The sequence below is a fragment of the Psychrobacter sp. CX18 genome (assembly GCF_057396215.1).
The window spans coordinates 1-17,190 of sequence record NZ_JBXYJH010000014.1; the positions used below are offsets into that span (position 1 = coordinate 1).

The following is a 17,190-nucleotide window of genomic DNA, read 5'->3' on the forward strand; positions in this document are numbered from 1 at the left end:
TGAGCTATGCTGAAAAAACCGTAGATAAAAACTTGGTAAACTAAGGAAGACAATTAGGAGTTTACCATGACAAAGAAAGCTAAAAGATACAGTGAAGAATTTAAAGCAGAAGCGGTCAAAGCAATAGAGAATAATGGTGGCAATGTCAGTGCCACAGCAAGGCATTTAGGGCTACCAATGCAGACACTAGCCAATTGGCAACGAAAAGCCAATCAAGGCAAACTCAAAGGTACTAAGCAATACGATCCAGAGCTTGTTTCAGCCCTTGAAGAAATTAAGCGTTTAAAGCGTGAACTAAAAATAGCACAAGAAGAGCGAGAGATATTAAAAAAGGCTACGGCGTACTTTGCCAAACACGATCAGTAAGGTACGCCTTTATTGACCATCACAAATATGAATTTAGTATCACAGCCATGTGCAAAAACCTTGATATCAAACCATCAAGCTACTATGACTGGAAAAAGCGTGACATCAGTGTTCAGCAAATACATCGCAATCACTGTGAGCTGCTTGTAAAAGCTGCGCACAGGAAGACCAAAGAACGATATGGCTATGAGCGTCTGCATGCTCACCTAAATGAACAAGGACACGATGTCAGCAAGTATATGGTACGTAGTATCAAAGAAGAACATGGTATCAAATGTAGACGTCATAAGCGCTTTAAAGTGACAACGGACTCAGAGCATAACAAGCGTGTTTATCCTAACCTGCTTAAACAGAAGTTTGGCGTTAATCGTCCTAATTGTGTCTGGGTCAGTGATATCACCTATATCTGGACAGATGAGGGCTGGCTTTATTTGGCAGGCGTTAAAGATTTGTATACCAAAGAACTGGTTGGCTACGCTATCGATAAACGCATGAAGACTGATTTAGTCTGTAAGGCCTTAAATAAAGCAATCAAAGATAAAAGACCTAGCCAAGGACTTATTGTGCATTCAGATAGAGGTAGTCAGTATTGCAGCGATGATTATCGCAAAATGATCACTAAACACGGTTTTAAAGGATCTATGAGTGCGAGAGGTAACTGTTATGACAATGCGCCAATAGAGAGCTTCTGGGGCGTTTTAAAGAATGAGCTGGTATATCATCATAATTATAAAACTCGATTTGAAGCAATCAACAGCATCTTGAAATATATTGAGTTAGATTACAATCAAGTCAGGATTCAGCAGAGTTTAGGTATGAGATCGCCAAGACAAGTTTGGATGGATTTCTATCGTCAAGCTGCCTGATTAAAATCTCCCAAGTTTAGGTGTACGGATTTGACAGCAGGGGTCAATATGGCCAAAAGCGACTTTGCGGAGATAGTGCGATTAGCGTTAGAAAGCAAGGATGGAGATATCGCCAATAAGCAACGTTTTGGCGAGTTACCTATAAGCTTTTGGGAGGCTGTGCTGTTTCAGTGGTTAAATCCCAAGGCGTGGACGATGACTATGGTCGCCCCTACTTTGGCTATTTTGAGTAGCAATGTATTAGCCGTTCCATTGGGACAATTAAAGTTTGGATTGAATAACTGGCCCCTACTCATAATGTGTATGGCGATTAATTTAACCTGTATTAGCTTTTGGTCAGCAGGAGGGCAGCAATTAAGAAGACTGGTTAAAAGGCCTCTAACCATGCGATTAGTGCATGCCATTATCGTATTGATGGTCGTTTATTGTGCGGTTGCCTTGTGGTTGTAGGTCGGTGATTGTAAACATAGTTAATTTACTTTAAACCTGTTAGGGTGTTAAGTCTGCTTAACAATCAATCTAAACGTGTACGTTTCATAATAGGTCTTTATTCAACCGCCTTGTTTTATTCAACCGCCTTTTGCCTTTTAGTAAGACAACTATATGGATTTTAGAGTTTAAAAAATAAATGGAAATGGACTGGATATGACCCTTAAAGAAAAGCTAATACTGCTCGCCATTGTCGTCATTTGGGGTGCTAACTTTATGGTAATCCGTTGGGGACTTGAGGATATGCATCCCTTTACTTTCATTTTCTTAAGGTTCTTATTTACAGGCATTCCATTAGTATTTTTCTTAAAGAAACCTGATGTGTCTTTGATCTATGTGGCTTTATACGGATTGATACTGGGTATTGGTGTCTGGGGGTTGGTGTTTTTAGCATTATTTAATGGTATGCCATCTGGAATGTCGTCATTGATATTGCAAACCAGTCCATTTTTAACCATTTTAATCGCTATTTTTGTATTTAAAGAAGCTTTAACCAAACAACAAGCGGTAGGCATTGTTATAGCATTCATTGGACTGTTAGTCGTCTGCTTATTTAAATCAGATAATTTTAGCTTGGCAAGTCTATTATTAGTGCTATTGGCCTCTACTTTTATGACATTAAGCCAAGTCATTATCAAAATATCCAAACCACAAGATGTGGTGAGCTTTACGGCGTGGTCAAGCTTATTTATTCCTCTGCCTGTTTTAGTATTAGCTGTGGTGTACACCCACTTTACCCCCACGGACTTTTCCATATTGGTTCAGTGGCCGAGCCTAAAAAGCTGGTTGGTGGTATTATTTGAGTCCTTTATTATTACTATTATCTGTTACTCAATATTCGCAAGACTCATTACGAAGCATGGGCTTGCTGTTGTAACTCCTTATACCTTGCTTATCCCTATTGGCGGACTGTTTTTTGGTTGGTGGGTATATGACGAGATACTATCTCAAACTGAAATTATTGGTTCGTTATTTATTTTATTAGGATTGGCGTTGTTGACGATTCGGTTTTCAAGGAAGGTATAAAAGCTAAGTTAGTAACCATAAAATTTAGACTAATTTCGTTAAAATATTTCTATAACTATTAAATGATAATACATAAAATTTATTAATTTCCCAGCATACTTGGAGCGTTAATAACCGATGTTAACCAATATGATGACAGGATTGGAAGGCAGTGTTTTTGCTTTAGCCGTATTTATACTTATCAACTCCATAACGCCGGGGCCAAATAACTTAATGCTATTGCATGGGGGAATTAAAAAAGGGTTGTGGGGCTGTCGAGGTCATTTATTAGGCATAACGTTTGGTGCTGGCGTGATGACGTGGTTAAGCTATTGGGGGATGGCCGCTATTGTCGTTGACCACCCTACCCTCATGTTGGGTATAAAAATATTAGGTACGGCATATCTATTATGGCTGACCTATCAAATGGCGATTAGTGACTTTAGCGCGATGGTCACTGAGGCTTTGAGACTTGAGGCTTCTGAAAATTCGGATGCAAAAATTAAAAAGAAGTTTGGAGAACTGCCCCTTACTTTTTGGCAAGCGGCGTTGTTTCAATGGTTAAACCCAAAGACTTGGACAATGACGGTCATGCTACCCAGTATTGCACTTATTAAATTAGCAAATACGGGCTCAAATTACGCATGGTTGGCAAATTTGCCATTAATTATTTTATGTATGATTATAAGTTTTTTATCTATAGCCGTATGGGCAGCTGGCGGGCAATGGTTACGACGTTTAGTACACAATCCTAAGTTAATGAAACTGATTCATATCATCATAGTGGTAATGACTTTATATTGCGCGGTGGCTTTATGGATTTAGGGAAGTAGATGTCGTGTTAGGTTAATGGATTACTTTGAATGTTCAACAGACCCTAATGATAACGCCTTTAACTCTGAGAATAATTTAAACAGGATAAAAATATGAAAACTCAAAAAACGTTGGGTATCATTGGTGGAATGAGTTGGGAGAGTACGCAAACGTATTATCAACTGATTAATCAAGGTGTTAAAGATGAGCTTGGCGGACTGCATTCCGCTGATATTATCCTGCACAGTTTGGATTTTGCCCCTATCGCTGGCCTGCAAGCTAAAGACGACTGGAACGGACTAGCCGACATACTTATTGAAAGCGGACTAGGCTTAAAGCGAGCTGGCGTGGATGGGTTACTCATTGCTACTAATACCATGCACAAAGTTGCTGATCAAGTGCAATTAGCAGTCGATCTACCGTTGATTCATATTGCTGATACTACATCAAAGGCGATTAAAATTCATGGCTTAGATACTATTGCACTATTGGGAACTAAGTTTACAATGCATAGTGAGTCAACTGAAACTCATTTTTATCAACAACGCCTAATAGATAAAGGGTTAATAGTCCTAGTACCAGATTTAAAAGCCCAAGACAACATCCACGATATTATCTATAACGAGCTGTGCCAAGGTCAGTTATTAGCCGAATCTCGTGAGTACTATATTAAGGTAATAAATGACTTGGCTAAGCAAGGCGCTCAAGGCGTCATTTTAGGCTGTACTGAAATTGGACTACTCATTAAGCCTGAAGATAGTCCTATCCCTGTTTTTGATACGACACAAATTCATGCGGATGCTGGGGTTGAGTTTTTGCTTGGATAGGTAGGTTAAGCATCCCTTTAAACGAGAAACTTTCGGCATTAATGCGAGATACAGGTACAATGGCGTTTAGACTTAATAAACCGCTGACAGTTCGGGTGTTTCTAATACCCAATCTGTCTGCTGGAGAGATGACTCAGTTTGAGAGTGATGACTTGTGTAATTGTGCAGTGATGGCAGTACCTTAAGGGTTTAGTTATCTGTCAATGATCTAACTAAGTAACCTAACTGTCAATAACCTAAATAACGTATCCACTAACTTTAACTATAACCGTGAGAGCGTTTTAGCCCTGATAGAAGCGGTATACTGCTCGTTCAGGCGGGTGCAGTGACTTAGTTTTGGAGTGGCTACGTTGGCAAGAGACGCTCCAAACTTTAGTCACTGCCCCGCATGACGAGGAGATATAGCTGAAAGCAGGATTGGCTACAATAACCCTTATCCCGAATTTGGGTTCATTAAATAGTGAATTCATTTATAGCGGATTCTGTCCAAAAAACTCGACCATCAGCTCGAAAATATCTGGATAAGCGTCTTGCAATACCTCAGGTCGCTCGAAGAATACCTCGCTCAATACGGCGAAAAATTCAGCAGGGTTGGTAGCGCCGTAGTTATTAATACCTGCTTTGGGATAGCGCTGAAAATCCTCAAATCCATTTTGCATTATCTGAGTCCAGTCGCTAGGATTCATGCCTGATTGCATAGGCGGAAATCCGTTAGCGCGGCCATTTAGCATATCTAGCTTATGTACAAATTCATGGATAACCACATTGTTGCCATCACGGACACCTGCATGCTTAGCATCTTGCCACGACAGAATAACAGGTCCTCGCAACCATGCCTCCCCACTACGGTGTTGCTTGCTTTGATGTACAATGCCAAACTCATCGGTCGTTATGTTGTCACTATGATATGAGCGAGGATACACAATGATTGATGACCAGCCTTTGTACCATTCAAGCCCAAGATTTAGAATGGGCATGCAAGCTTGTAAAGCGATAGACTGCTTCATAACATCATCAACTTCAAAACCTTGCACGCCTTGAATTGATTTCTCATTCAAGAATAAAGTAGCCAGTTCAAATAACTGGGCTCGTTGGTCATTAGTCAGTCTATTGAGCAGAGGCAATTGGTCGGCAATCGCATTCCAGTCATCTTGCGTATAGGGGCTGTTATCAATAATACGTTGATCACGCCACTCTTTTATTTTATCAAACATGATTTTAAACCCTGTCTTGCACTGTCATAAAGTGGTCTCAGCTGAGATTTCTTTAACCAACCACCAGTCGCATTAACTGAGTACTAACATACCCCCCGACTGTACCCACTGCATAGCCTAAAATACCTAGAAATACACCAACTGGTGCTAAAGATGGGTGAAAGGCTGTCGCTACAATAGGTGCTGATGATGCCCCGCCTGTATTGGCGTTGGAGCCGACCGCTAAAAAGAAGAAGGGCGCCCGAATGAGTCTGGCAACCATAAATATAATCGCGACATGAATACTCATCCATAATAACCCAATTAATAATAATCGCCACTGCGATACTAAGCCATTTAGGTTAATCTGCATACCGATAGCGGCAATGAGTACAAAAATAAAGACCGTCCCAATCTTTGAGGCACCTATATGATCCAAGCGTCGAATCTTAGTAAATGAAAATCCCACCCCTATTAAGGTAATGATAACCACCATCCAAAAAAATGAACTGGCAAAGCTATACTGAACCGCCCATGCGTAAGGAGAAAAATAATCGGCGATTTGCCCTCCAATAAAGTGAGCAAAACCGACCATCGCAAAGCACAGTCCAAACATCACCATTAAGTCATTAAGGTTGGCTGGTCGGGCGTTTTCATACTCGTAACTTTCCACTGCAGCCACTACTTTATCTATACTGTCCGTATCCGCTTTTAGAAATCTATCTATCTTTGTGCTGTGTTTTGTCATGACTAAAATAGCCAATAGCCATATTGAGGCATTGGTAGTGTCAACCAGTATCATCATACCAAACAAATCATCACTCACCCCAAATAGTTCTTTCATCGCCGCTTGGTTGGCCGCCCCACCGATCCAACTGCCGGCAACCGCTGAGAATCCACGCCATAAGGTATCATCCATAAACATCTCTGGCGATAACCACTTGGCAATTCCAAGACTAATTGGCCCACTAATAATAATAGCGATACTAGCTGCCAAAAACATTGCAATAGCCTTCCATCCTAAGCCTAAAATCTTGGGAACATCCATGGATAGGGTCATAAGCAGTAAGCTTGCGGGCAGTAGATATGTAGCGGTAAAGCCATAAATTTGTGAGCCAACGCCTTCAGCAAATACACCCAAACTATTCAAAATAGCGGGAATAAAACAACAAAGTACAATACCGGGTAGTACCGCATAAAACCGTCTCCAGAATTTTCCCGGGAGGCCTTGGGTATAAAACACCAACCCTATAATGGCCATGATAATACCAAATGCTAAGGGTAAGCTTTCAATAGCATAGTGTGTAAGATCTAGGCTGGTTAAATCAGTCATAATATGAGTCCGGCATTTCGGCAGTAATTATAGTCGTATTAAGGGTTGCATACTGAGAGTCAATTTATTAATCGCTAATTTACTGAAGTACATTATCAATAGTTAAAGTTTTGCAGTATAAATAACGCGTCATTTGGACGCAATATAGAAAACTAAATTCGTTAGTCGTCTCTTTAGAAGCACTTATTTAGCAGCTATTCTTTAGCAGCAATTCCTTAACCGCTAAATTTGTCCAATTTTTTCATATTACAGCGGTAAACTGTATATCCTTGGTAAAAAGTATCACAAACCCATGAACCGGTTAGCGACTTAGCGTAAAATGGTCATCAATTAAAAATAAGCCATCGCTTATTCAATTGTTAAATTTAAGGAAAGTAACATGAAAATAGCCGTCAGTGAAGGCATCGAATATGCACTCAATTGTAACTACCGTCTGACGGAGGTGGAGGCGACAGATTTTACTAATATTGCCGCTATCGTGGTTACTATGGCAGATTTGCCAACTGCTCATGCGGAGATTGAAGATCTAGGGTTTACCATTCCCATTTTTGTGGCGATTAAATATGGGGATAGTGTGCCTGATGAGTGGTTGCCACATGTGTATGGCGTTCTAGAGCTTGCAGATGACCAAAAGTACTATAATGGCCAATTGGTGAACGCTGCTGCAGCGCATTACATCGATACGCTTGATCCTCCATTTTTCCAAGCTCTGCGAGAATATACCGACTATGGCAATGCAGCATTTGACTGCCCTGGTCATCAAGGCGGTCAATTCTTCCGTCGTCATCCTTCTGGCCGCCGTTTCTTTTTATATTTTGGTGAGAATCTATTTCGCTCAGACTCATGCAACGCTGATGTCGGTTTAGGTGATTTATTAATCCATGAAGGCCCAGCGTACCAAGCTCAAGCCCACGCAGCTAAAGTATTTAATGCGGATAAAACTTACTTTGTATTAAACGGCACGTCCTCTTCTAATAAAATAGCCATTGGGGCACTAGTGGCTCATGGTGATTTGGTGTTATTTGATCGCAATAATCACAAGTCAGTTTATCAAAGTGCATTATCCATGAGTGGTGGTACCGCTGTTTATTTAGAGACCGATCGTAATGCTTACGGTTTGATCGGTGGTATTTCTGCGCATTGTTTTGAGGATGATGAGATTAGAGACCGAATCCGCGAAGTTGCACCGGAAAAGGCCGATGCCAAACGTCCCTTTCGCTTAGCCGTGATTCAGCTTGGTACTTATGACGGTACAATTTACAATGCGCGTCAAGTGGTTGATAAAATTGGTCATCTTTGCGATTACATTCTATTTGATAGTGCTTGGGTCGGCTACGAGCAGTTTATTCCGATGATGCGCGATTGCTCACCGTTATTGCTTGATTTGACTCCAGATGATCCAGGTATTATCGTCACTCAATCAGTTCATAAACAACAAGCTGGTTTTTCACAAGCGTCTCAGATTCATAAAAAAGACAATCATATTAGGGGTCAGTCTCGATATGTTAATCATAAACGGTTTAACAATTCGTTTATGATGCATGTGTCTACAAGCCCATTTTATCCTTTATTTGCCTCTTTAGATGTGAATGCAAAAATGCATGAAGGCAAAGCGGGACAACGTATGTGGCATGAATGTGTCGTAGGTGGTATCGAGGCGCGCAAAATGCTACTGGATACGTGTACTTTGATTAAACCTTTTGTGCCACCGACTATTGATGGTAAACCTTGGCAGGATTATGACACGGAACAGATTGCTAACGATATACGCTTTTTTGAATTTAAAGCAGGCGAGCGCTGGCATGACTTTGAGCAATATGCTGATAATCAATATTTCATCGATCCCTGTAAATTGTTATTAACCACCCCCGGTATCAATATGGAAACGGGCGAGTACGAGGCGACGGGTGTACCTGCCCCTTTATTGGCACATTATTTACGTGAAAGCTCAGTTATCCCTGAAAAAGCAGATTTAAACTCAATTTTATTCTTATTAACACCAGCTGAGACATTGGCTAAATTTCAGCATCTAGTGGCACGTATAGTACGCTTTGAAGCTCATATTAAATCTAATAGCCTCGTCAGTGAAGTTTTGCCGTCTTTGGCCAAAGCCTATCCGCAATATCGTAGCTTAGGTATCAATGAGCTTTGTCAACGTCTGCATGACTTCTATGCTAAACATAAGCTGAATTTATTGCAGCAACAAATGTTCAAACGTGAATATCGTCCAAAATTTGCCATGCGCGCTTTTGATGCCCACAATGCGTTTATCCGAAATGATATTGAGCTTGTTCCGCTTTCGAAAATAAAAGGACGTATCGCAATGGAAGGCGCACTACCCTATCCTCCTGGTGTTTACTGCATAGTACCGGGTGAAGTATGGGGTGGTCCAGTATTAGACTATTTCTTGGCCCTTGAAGAAGGGGTGAATACTTTGCCAGGCTTTGAGCCTGAAGTTCAAGGAGTCTACTGGGAGTATGATGAAAATGGTCGTAAACAAGCGTGGGCTTACGTATTAAAAGATGACTCAATTTCGTCACCTGATAATGGTGACATTGAGCCCTTTAAAGATCCAAAAGAGCTTGATGCAGATTCAGATACCGATGTCTTCCTTAATAAACAAGATGCATTATCGCCATTTGGGCATATTTAATTGGTTTAAATCGTTTGTTTGTACTAAAAAAGGACAATCCATTGGGTTGTCCTTTTTTTGTATTAATAGTAATTGAATTAAACTATGTCATCAGATTCTAATTTTTATAGTCAATACATGAATTCTTATCACTTATATCATTCTGCAAGATACTTTTTATTTTGCTTATTCAATTTGGCATTGATTTTGCATTATTATAAATATAGTTGACCATTTGGTCAGATTTAACTCAGATTGTTTAATGCTCTATATCGCCAATCAATGAATCAATTATAAGAACCCTCTTTCTATATTTATTAAGGATGCAAGATATGACAATGCCAACAAATTCTAAGAATGACCCAGGAAATAAATCTATAGAATCTGTGGATATACTTAACAACCGTTTACTATATGAGCTAAACGATAAACCGAAACCGGACAGAGCCGCACTCGCTGCTTTACAACATGTTTTGGCAAGTTTTGTTGGTATTATAACTCCAACTTTGGTCATCGGAGGTGTATTAGGACTCGGTGAACATATTCCTTATTTGATTAGCATGTCTCTGATAGTATCCGGGGTCGCAACTTTTATACAGTCTCGCAAAATTGGTCCAGTTGGCTCTGGTCTTATGTCTGTACAAGGCACCAGCTTTGGGTTCTTAAGTGCTATATTGGCCGCAGGTTTTATTGTTAAAGGCAAGGGTGGTAGCTCAGAAGAAGTGTTAGCTGTGATCTTTAGCATAACTTTTGTAGGGGCCTTTATAGAAATATTCCTTAGTCAATTCATTACTAAATTAAAATCTTTTATGAGCCCCTTAGTGACAGGTTGTGTCATTGTTACAATAGGTCTGTCGCTCACTAAAGTTGGTTTGACCGATCTGGCAGGGGGATTCAAAGCTGAAGACTTTGGCAGTTTGAAAAACCTTGCTCTTGGGGGTAGTGTCCTCTTAATCGTCATTATTGTTAGTACTTTTAAAAATAAATATATACGATCTAATGCTATTTTTATAGCTTTAATGGCAGGACTTATTCTCTCTATATTCTTAGGAAAAATTGAATTTTCGAAAGTTGCTGAAGCTTCTGTCTTTACTCTACCCATACCCTTTAAATATGGGTTTTCCTTTGATTGGCAAGCATTTGTTCCTATTGCACTAATGTATGTGATTACGACTATAGAGACGACTGGTGATTTAACGGCTACTTCGATAATTTCTAAAGAGCCTATTAAAGGTGAGCTATATGAGAGTCGTATCAAAGGAGGCGTGTTAGGCGATGGAGTGAATTCGATGATTGCGGGTATGTTTAATACATTTCCTAACACCACCTATAGTCAGAATAATGGCGTTATTCAGATGACAGGCATAGCTAGCCGTCATGTTGGCCTTTATGTCGGTGGCATTCTATTTTTAATGGGTATGTTTCCTATTATTGGGTCTTTATTTACTCAATTGCCAAAGCCTGTGGTAGGCGGTATTACATTATTAATGTTTGCAACGGTTGCCACAGCCGGTATTCGTATTTTAGCATCCGTTGAATTTAGCCATCGCAATATTCTTATTATAGCGACGACTTTAGGCTTGGCTTTAGGAATAGCATTTGTGCCAGAAGTATTAGCCGAAATGCCTAAAATGGTACAAAACATCTTTGGGTCTGCGGTTACCGTAGCAGGTTTGGTGGCTATATTATTAGATACAATCATTCCAAACAATTATGGAAAGAGTGTAGATGACGCTTAGTTTAAAGTCCACACCCTCGTAATATAAAGGGCACTAAAAAATCAGCCGCACGCTGCTTGTCACTGTCGTCATATTGCTCCTTACCAAACAGTTTTAAGATTTCAGTTTCAAACTCAGCGTAACGCTGGGTAGTTGACCATATAACGATAAATAGCTGTAATGGATCACTTATGGCTATTTTACCATTATCATGCCAATGTTTAATGACATCAGATTTTTGTTGCGCCCACTCCTTCATGTGACTGTTCATAAAGTCTTGGAGATGAGGAGCTCCATTGATAACTTCAATAGCAAATAACTTGTGCCGATTTGGGTATTTAAATGCACTATCGAGCTTGATGCGTACAAATTTTTCTATACTCTCTTTTGGATCACTGTATTCTGTTATGTCTTCAAGACCATTATTCCAGTCACTAATTATATTTGTTAATACAGCAAGGTATAGGTTTTTCTTACTTTTAAAGTAGTAATGCACATTGGCTTTGGGTAGTCCTGCCAAATCTGCAATAGACTGCATAGTCGCTCCCTTGAAGCCTTGACGCACAAAGGCTATTTCAGCGGCTTTAAGGATGGCACTCTCGTTTTCAGCACGAATAGTTGGCTGCGTGCGTGCATTAGAGGGATTTGTTTCTATAACTTCATTCATATTTTTTCCAATTAAAAGTCTGATTTAATTTTTCAGAATTTAGACGAACTTTAAATCAAAGGACTGTTGCTTATAAAAGATACTCAATAATAATAAGTTTCAATATGGTGCAAATAATACGGTAAAAATGATTTAATTTAGCATCATACGCACTAAAACTGTTCACATACCGTTAAAAAATACACAATTAGGCGAATCATAAAAAGGACGTTATAATAGTTGACTAAATAGACAACTTTTTCAATTAATCACATTTCTACCCTATTTTAGATAGACCAGAATAAAAATAATAGGATGAAACACAACCAGATCTAAAAATCAAAGGATCTTAAATCAAAGGATCTTAAATCAAAGGATCTTAAATCAAAGGATCTTAAATTAAGGGTCTAAAATCACAGGATCTAATTATATTATGACTATACAACGGCATCTATTTAATACTATGCCTGATGCAGAGGCAGTAAACCACCTTCTTACCTGTTGTACCAGTGAAAATTGGGCTAAAAATTTAAGCGCTAAACGCCCGTTTACAACCATTGAATCATTACTAGAATGTAGCGATGCGATTTGGCAACAGATGACTGAGACTGATTACTTACAAGCATTTGCTGGCCATCCCCAAATTGGTGACGTATCAACATTAAAAACTAAGTACCAAAATACAGCCAGTAGCGCCGCTTTTGAGCAATCAGGTGCTAATAATGCTGACAATGAAACTCTAAAAGCTCTAACAGATGCCAACCAAGCCTACTTAGAAAAGTTTGGGTTTATTTTTATTGTATTTGCCACAGGAAAAACAGCGGCTCAAATGCTGACGCTATTAAATGAGCGGCTTCCTAATACTCGGGAGCAAGAATTAGTGAACGGCGCGCATGAACAAAATAAAATTACCCGATTACGATTAAGCAAGCTGATTGTTGATTAGTACCACTTAGCTCTAATTCTCTAGCCCTAAACCATTAAATAAAATTATTATGAGAGAATCACTATGTCCGCTACCCTATCCTCGCATATTTTAGACACTCATCTTGGTAAACCTGCTAGTGGTGTTCATATAACGTTACACCGTGTGGTTAATGAAAATGAACGTGAAATTGACTCTGGCAATAGTCAGATTAATAAAAAGTATCTAGGTGAAGCCATAACTAACATTGATGGGCGTGTTATACATAAAGATTGGAAAGCCCAAGATATATCTGCCGATACAGATGTTATTGAGCTATGCAAAGGACGGTATACGCTGACCTTTGATACCCAGTCCTATTTCGATGCTCAAAATACAACGGTATTCTATCCTCAAGTTGTGATTGATTTTGTTATTACTGACAATAGCCATTATCACATACCATTGTTATTAAGTTCACACGGTTATAGTACCTATCGAGGCTCTTAAACGACACTCTTAGACGAAGCTTTCAATAGCATAAATTATTGCTAAAGCTATATCGTTGTTAAACCGTTCAAAGTGTCGTTCAAATATAGTTTGCATAAAGTTTTCAACAAGCCGTAATAGGTATTAAGTATACGATATTTTAGATTATCTAGCTTATTATAATAACCATAAATTAAGTACAGGACAGAAATGACATGGGTGCGTATTTATTAGAATGGCTACAATTATTTTTTCGTTGGTTTCATGTCATTGCAGGCGTTGCATGGATTGGTGCCTCATTTTATTTTGTCTGGTTAGATTTAAGCCTTCAAAAACCGCCTAAGTGGAAACAAGAAAAAGGGATTTCTGGTGATCTGTGGGCAGTGCATGGTGGTGGCTTTTATGAAATAGCCAAATATAAACTTGAGCCAGAAGAGATGCCAAAGAAGCTGCATTGGTTTAAGTGGGAAGCATACACCACATGGCTTACCGGTATGGCAATGCTAACCGTAGTGTATTATTTTAATGCAACTGCCTACCTTATTGACCCGAGTAAGGTTGCCTTTAGCTCTTCCATGGTCGCTATCGCAACCAGTCTACTATTTTTGTTTGGTAATTATTTTATTTATGAAGCGATAGTACGTAGTCGTTTTGGTAAAAATGCATTTATTTTTAGTGTACTCATTTTTATTCTGATGGTGATGGACAGTTGGTTAGCTTACCAGTTGTTTAGTGATCGGGCAGCCTATATTCATATGGGTGCAATTTTAGGCACCATTATGGTGGGTAATGTCTTTTTTGGTATTATGCCAGCACAGCGTGCTTTAGTTGAATGCGTAAAAGAAGGTGTAAAACCTGGTAAAGAGGTTGCCCAATTGGCGCTACAAGCAAAAAACCGTTCTTTAATGAATAACTACTTTACCCTTCCCCTAATATTTATCATGATCAGTAACCATTATCCTATGACGTATGCCCATGAGTCAGGGTGGTTGATATTGGTTTATATCTCAATTATTACTGCTATAGTACGTCACTATTTTAACCAAAAACATCTAGGTCATAAAAAACCACGTTATCTGGTAATACCAGCATTATTGACCCTTATTCTTATATTTTGGATGCGTCCTGAACCAATAGAGGTTCAGCAAGCGGCTTCAACTACTACTTCTGTCTCAAGCGCTTCTAAAGATTCAACTTCTCCTGAGTTAAATCCAACAGACGAAACGACTACCTCAAGCATTGAACCTGAATCCAGCCTTAATGGCGCTACTGATAATCAAAACCATGATGCTAAAATCATGCAGATAGTTAATCAGCGTTGCACCTCTTGTCATTCAGTCAAACCGACTCAAGCTGGGATGAATGCGCCACCATTAGGAATCGTTCTTCAGACTCCTGAAGATTTAAAAATGCACAAAGCTAAAATAATCACTGCAATTCAGACTAAATATATGCCTTTAGGCAATATCACTAATATGACGGACACTGAACGACAATACTTACTAAGTTATATGGCATCTCTATAGCATAGCTCTTAAATAACTTTTATCTTATAAACATAGTAATCTTTTTATCAATCTTAAATTTATTTTTTTATTGCTTAAAGCTAATACTATCGAGAAAGATTAGACTTTTGCAAATATAGGTTTTATTTATGAATTCACAACCCTTTAAACATATTAAAAATGAGTTTCTGATGGATAATGATACTCCAACCTATCTACGCGACTTAAAAGGTTATGGCAGTAATCCGCCTGATCCAAAATGGCCAGGTGGTGCAAAAATAGCCGTACAATTTGTTTTAAATATTGAAGAAGGGGCTGAGAATAATGTAATACATGGCGATGCTCAATCAGAAAAATTCCTATCCGATATACTAGGCACACCTGCCTTCGATAACCGTCATCAATCCATAGAGTCTGCTTTTGAGTATGGCAGCCGTGTTGGTGTTTGGCGTGTACTGGATACCTTTAAAGAATATGGCTACCCTATAACGACTTTCGTCTGTGCTACTGCAGCGCTTAGAACCCCACATATAATCGATCGTATTTTAGATGATGGACATGAGATAGCCAGTCACGGACTACGCTGGATTACCTACCAGAATATGTACCGTGAGACTGAACGCGAGCATATTCAACAAGCAACTGAAATATTTAAAAAAATGCTAGGGTATCAACCTACTGGCTGGTACACGGGACGCGATAGCATTAATACTCGTGAGCTGGTGGTTGAGCAAGGGGGCTACAGCTATGATAGTGACTCCTATGCCGATGAACTTCCCTACTGGGTCAGTGTTAAAGTCCAGCAAGACGATCAAGTTATCAGAAAGTCACATTTGGTTATCCCTTATTCTCTTGAAACAAATGATATGAGATTCGCCTCAAGCCCGGGTTACACAAACGCTGACTCATTTTATCACTATCTTAAAGACAGCTTTGATACGCTGTATAAAGAAGGTCAGCACAATCATGGCAGCCAAGTTCCTAAGATGCTATCGATAGGTCTGCATTGTCGTATGATTGGTCGAGCGGGTCGAATTGCGGCATTGAAAAAGTTTTTAAAGTATATCAGTGAGAAACCAGATGTTTGGGTCTGCCGCCGCAATGATATTGCTGAACATTGGTATACCCATCATCCGGTTACTGAGCAAAATATAACAAACTGGTTATAATCAATCGTTGATTCATATCCAATACAGCTTAAATGCAGAGTTGAGTCTTGTTCTTAAAATTTTACTATCAAATTAGCTAACGACTTCGATAACGATACCAATAAAAGTATAGGATAATGCCATGTCACAAAAATCTATCCATCCAGGCCAAATTATTTTACCTGATAATCTACCTGATCAACTTCCCGTTTTTGTTAATAAAACCAATGTCGCTGACAGCCGTCTTGGGGCAAAAGTACTCTATGCTACGGATGATTTTTTTGCACCAAAAGAGAGATTATTAAAACATGATACCCCTGTTTTTATCGTTGGTAAATTTGACGACCATGGTAAATGGATGGATGGATGGGAGACCCGTCGTAAACGTAAACTAGGTAATGATTATTGTATTATTCAATTAGCACGTCCAACTAGGATAATTGGTATAGATATTGATACCAGTCATTTTACAGGCAATTATCCACCTTCAGCGAGTATCGATGCTATTTATGCGCCGGAGATTATGAATAAAAGTGACGATACACTTACATCAATGAGTCAAGAAGACTGGGAAAGCCTACGATGGCGTAGTTTTGTCGGAATGACTCCGTTACAAGGCAACTCTCATGAGTTCATTGATATAAATAAACCTAAATCAACCGATATTATTACCCATTTAAAATTAAATATTTATCCAGATGGCGGCATTGCCCGTTTGCGCGTTTATGGATATGTTCAGATAGATACCAGTGAAATTACAGACTCAACTATTGATTTAGTTGCAGCGCGCAATGGGGGTAAAGCGATTGCGACTAATGATGAACATTTTGGATCTGTAGATAATCTTCTACTACCTCATAAAGCTCCCAATATGGGTGAAGGCTGGGAAACGCGTCGTCGTCGAGAGCCAGGTAATGACTGGTGTATTATTGGACTGGGTAATGCAGGTATCGCTGAATCAGTTGAAATTGACACCAGTCACTTTAAGGGCAATTTTCCAGATGAAGTGTCTATTCAAGCTGTTTATGCCCCAGGCATGCCTAAAGATACCTTAATTACCCAAAGTATGTTTTGGGAGACATTACTTGACCCTCAAAAATTGTCTGCAGATAATGTGCACCTATTTGATAATTTAAACCTACAAAAACCCATTACTCATATCAGAGTAAATATATTCCCAGATGGCGGTATTAGTCGCGTACGCCTATTTGGCAAATTTGTGTCATAGCGATTAGCTTTTTATAAGATTGAAAAGA

The 17,190-nt window shown here is 39.2% G+C and carries 17 protein-coding genes; 13 read left to right on the plus strand and 4 right to left on the minus strand.

The genetic code is table 11. The features are described from left to right. Positions 1–66 precede the first annotated feature (66 nt). The 6 genes from AC2SLT_RS11175 to AC2SLT_RS11200 all read left to right on the plus strand — a co-directional run bounded on the left by AC2SLT_RS11175 (position 67) and on the right by AC2SLT_RS11200 (position 4,551). Positions 67–1,232 (plus strand): IS3 family transposase gene (locus AC2SLT_RS11175; RefSeq protein ID WP_486547055.1). Its coding sequence is split into 2 segments (ribosomal slippage): positions 67–337 and positions 337–1,232, totalling 1,167 coding nucleotides; the frame shifts between segments, so codons are not numbered across the junction. Positions 1,233–1,262: 30 nt separating this feature from the next. Further along, positions 1,263–1,682 carry a hypothetical protein gene (locus tag AC2SLT_RS11180; RefSeq protein ID WP_486547730.1) on the plus strand — a complete coding sequence of 140 codons (420 nt, stop codon included), beginning with the start codon at positions 1,263–1,265 and terminating at the stop codon, positions 1,680–1,682. Between the two features lie 195 nt (positions 1,683–1,877). After that, positions 1,878–2,747: an EamA family transporter gene (locus AC2SLT_RS11185; RefSeq protein WP_486547731.1), complete on the plus strand. Its 870-nt coding sequence runs from the start codon at positions 1,878–1,880 to the stop codon at positions 2,745–2,747. Positions 2,748–2,864: 117 nt separating this feature from the next. Further along, a complete protein-coding gene (locus AC2SLT_RS11190; protein ID WP_486547732.1) occupies positions 2,865–3,551 on the plus strand; it encodes a LysE family translocator in 687 nt (228 codons plus the stop codon). Between the two features lie 101 nt (positions 3,552–3,652). After that, positions 3,653–4,366, plus strand: a complete 714-nt coding sequence (locus AC2SLT_RS11195) for an aspartate/glutamate racemase family protein (RefSeq protein ID WP_486547733.1) — start codon at positions 3,653–3,655, stop codon at positions 4,364–4,366. An 11-nt stretch (positions 4,367–4,377) separates the two neighbouring features. Further along, the gene (locus tag AC2SLT_RS11200; protein WP_486547814.1) at positions 4,378–4,551 is read left to right on the plus strand and encodes a DUF711 family protein; all 174 of its coding nucleotides are present in this window, start codon (positions 4,378–4,380) and stop codon (positions 4,549–4,551) included. A gap of 96 nt (positions 4,552–4,647) precedes the next feature. Here AC2SLT_RS11200 and AC2SLT_RS11205 read toward each other — a convergent pair whose 3' ends face one another. Genes AC2SLT_RS11205 through AC2SLT_RS11215 form a run of 3 tightly spaced genes read right to left on the minus strand, consistent with a single transcriptional unit; the run spans position 4,648 to position 6,892 of the window. Further along, the gene (locus tag AC2SLT_RS11205; RefSeq protein ID WP_486547734.1) at positions 4,648–4,836 is read right to left on the minus strand and encodes a hypothetical protein; all 189 of its coding nucleotides are present in this window, start codon (positions 4,834–4,836) and stop codon (positions 4,648–4,650) included. Next, on the minus strand, positions 4,837–5,580 hold the full coding sequence (locus AC2SLT_RS11210) for a M90 family metallopeptidase (RefSeq protein ID WP_486547735.1): 744 nt from the start codon (positions 5,578–5,580) through the stop codon (positions 4,837–4,839). Between the two features lie 52 nt (positions 5,581–5,632). Continuing rightward, positions 5,633–6,892 carry a DUF819 family protein gene (locus AC2SLT_RS11215; RefSeq protein WP_486547736.1) on the minus strand — a complete coding sequence of 420 codons (1,260 nt, stop codon included), beginning with the start codon at positions 6,890–6,892 and terminating at the stop codon, positions 5,633–5,635. Between the two features lie 379 nt (positions 6,893–7,271). Here AC2SLT_RS11215 and AC2SLT_RS11220 point away from each other — a divergent pair, with 379 nt between their 5' ends. Beyond that, positions 7,272–9,545, plus strand: a complete 2,274-nt coding sequence (locus tag AC2SLT_RS11220) for an ornithine decarboxylase (protein ID WP_486547737.1) — start codon at positions 7,272–7,274, stop codon at positions 9,543–9,545. Between the two features lie 311 nt (positions 9,546–9,856). Beyond that, positions 9,857–11,263: a uracil-xanthine permease family protein gene (locus tag AC2SLT_RS11225; protein WP_486547738.1), complete on the plus strand. Its 1,407-nt coding sequence runs from the start codon at positions 9,857–9,859 to the stop codon at positions 11,261–11,263. Position 11,264: 1 nt separating this feature from the next. Here AC2SLT_RS11225 and AC2SLT_RS11230 read toward each other — a convergent pair whose 3' ends face one another. Beyond that, on the minus strand, positions 11,265–11,909 hold the full coding sequence (locus AC2SLT_RS11230) for a TetR family transcriptional regulator C-terminal domain-containing protein (RefSeq protein ID WP_486547739.1): 645 nt from the start codon (positions 11,907–11,909) through the stop codon (positions 11,265–11,267). Between the two features lie 412 nt (positions 11,910–12,321). On the opposite strand from AC2SLT_RS11230, the gene uraD reads away from it, so the two are divergent. From uraD to alc, 5 genes are all read left to right on the plus strand, one after another. After that, positions 12,322–12,834 carry a 2-oxo-4-hydroxy-4-carboxy-5-ureidoimidazoline decarboxylase gene (gene uraD, locus AC2SLT_RS11235; RefSeq protein ID WP_486547740.1) on the plus strand — a complete coding sequence of 171 codons (513 nt, stop codon included), beginning with the start codon at positions 12,322–12,324 and terminating at the stop codon, positions 12,832–12,834. A 63-nt stretch (positions 12,835–12,897) separates the two neighbouring features. After that, positions 12,898–13,302 (plus strand): hydroxyisourate hydrolase, encoded by a 405-nt coding sequence (gene uraH / locus AC2SLT_RS11240; protein ID WP_486547741.1) that lies wholly within the window; start codon positions 12,898–12,900, stop codon positions 13,300–13,302. Positions 13,303–13,496: 194 nt separating this feature from the next. Next, on the plus strand, positions 13,497–14,807 hold the full coding sequence (locus tag AC2SLT_RS11245; RefSeq protein ID WP_486547742.1) for a urate hydroxylase PuuD: 1,311 nt from the start codon (positions 13,497–13,499) through the stop codon (positions 14,805–14,807). A gap of 170 nt (positions 14,808–14,977) precedes the next feature. Next, entirely contained in the window at positions 14,978–15,955 is a 978-nt protein-coding gene (gene puuE, locus AC2SLT_RS11250; RefSeq protein ID WP_486547815.1) for an allantoinase PuuE, read from the plus strand. Between the two features lie 121 nt (positions 15,956–16,076). Beyond that, a complete protein-coding gene (gene alc, locus AC2SLT_RS11255; protein WP_486547743.1) occupies positions 16,077–17,162 on the plus strand; it encodes an allantoicase in 1,086 nt (361 codons plus the stop codon). The last annotated feature ends 28 nt before the right edge of the window (positions 17,163–17,190 follow it).

Coding starts and splice junctions, on each gene's coding strand:
- AC2SLT_RS11185 (WP_486547731.1), top strand. CDS start 1,878: ATGACCCTTAAAGAAAAGCTAATACTGCTCGCCATTGTCGTCATTTGG.
- AC2SLT_RS11210 (WP_486547735.1), bottom strand. CDS start 5,580: ATGTTTGATAAAATAAAAGAGTGGCGTGATCAACGTATTATTGATAAC.
- AC2SLT_RS11205 (WP_486547734.1), bottom strand. CDS start 4,836: ATGAATTCACTATTTAATGAACCCAAATTCGGGATAAGGGTTATTGTA.
- AC2SLT_RS11230 (WP_486547739.1), bottom strand. CDS start 11,909: ATGAATGAAGTTATAGAAACAAATCCCTCTAATGCACGCACGCAGCCA.
- AC2SLT_RS11215 (WP_486547736.1), bottom strand. CDS start 6,892: ATGACTGATTTAACCAGCCTAGATCTTACACACTATGCTATTGAAAGC.
- AC2SLT_RS11220 (WP_486547737.1), top strand. CDS start 7,272: ATGAAAATAGCCGTCAGTGAAGGCATCGAATATGCACTCAATTGTAAC.
- AC2SLT_RS11195 (WP_486547733.1), top strand. CDS start 3,653: ATGAAAACTCAAAAAACGTTGGGTATCATTGGTGGAATGAGTTGGGAG.
- AC2SLT_RS11190 (WP_486547732.1), top strand. CDS start 2,865: ATGTTAACCAATATGATGACAGGATTGGAAGGCAGTGTTTTTGCTTTA.
- AC2SLT_RS11245 (WP_486547742.1), top strand. CDS start 13,497: ATGGGTGCGTATTTATTAGAATGGCTACAATTATTTTTTCGTTGGTTT.
- puuE (WP_486547815.1), top strand. CDS start 14,978: ATGGATAATGATACTCCAACCTATCTACGCGACTTAAAAGGTTATGGC.
- uraH (WP_486547741.1), top strand. CDS start 12,898: ATGTCCGCTACCCTATCCTCGCATATTTTAGACACTCATCTTGGTAAA.
- uraD (WP_486547740.1), top strand. CDS start 12,322: ATGACTATACAACGGCATCTATTTAATACTATGCCTGATGCAGAGGCA.
- AC2SLT_RS11225 (WP_486547738.1), top strand. CDS start 9,857: ATGACAATGCCAACAAATTCTAAGAATGACCCAGGAAATAAATCTATA.
- alc (WP_486547743.1), top strand. CDS start 16,077: ATGTCACAAAAATCTATCCATCCAGGCCAAATTATTTTACCTGATAAT.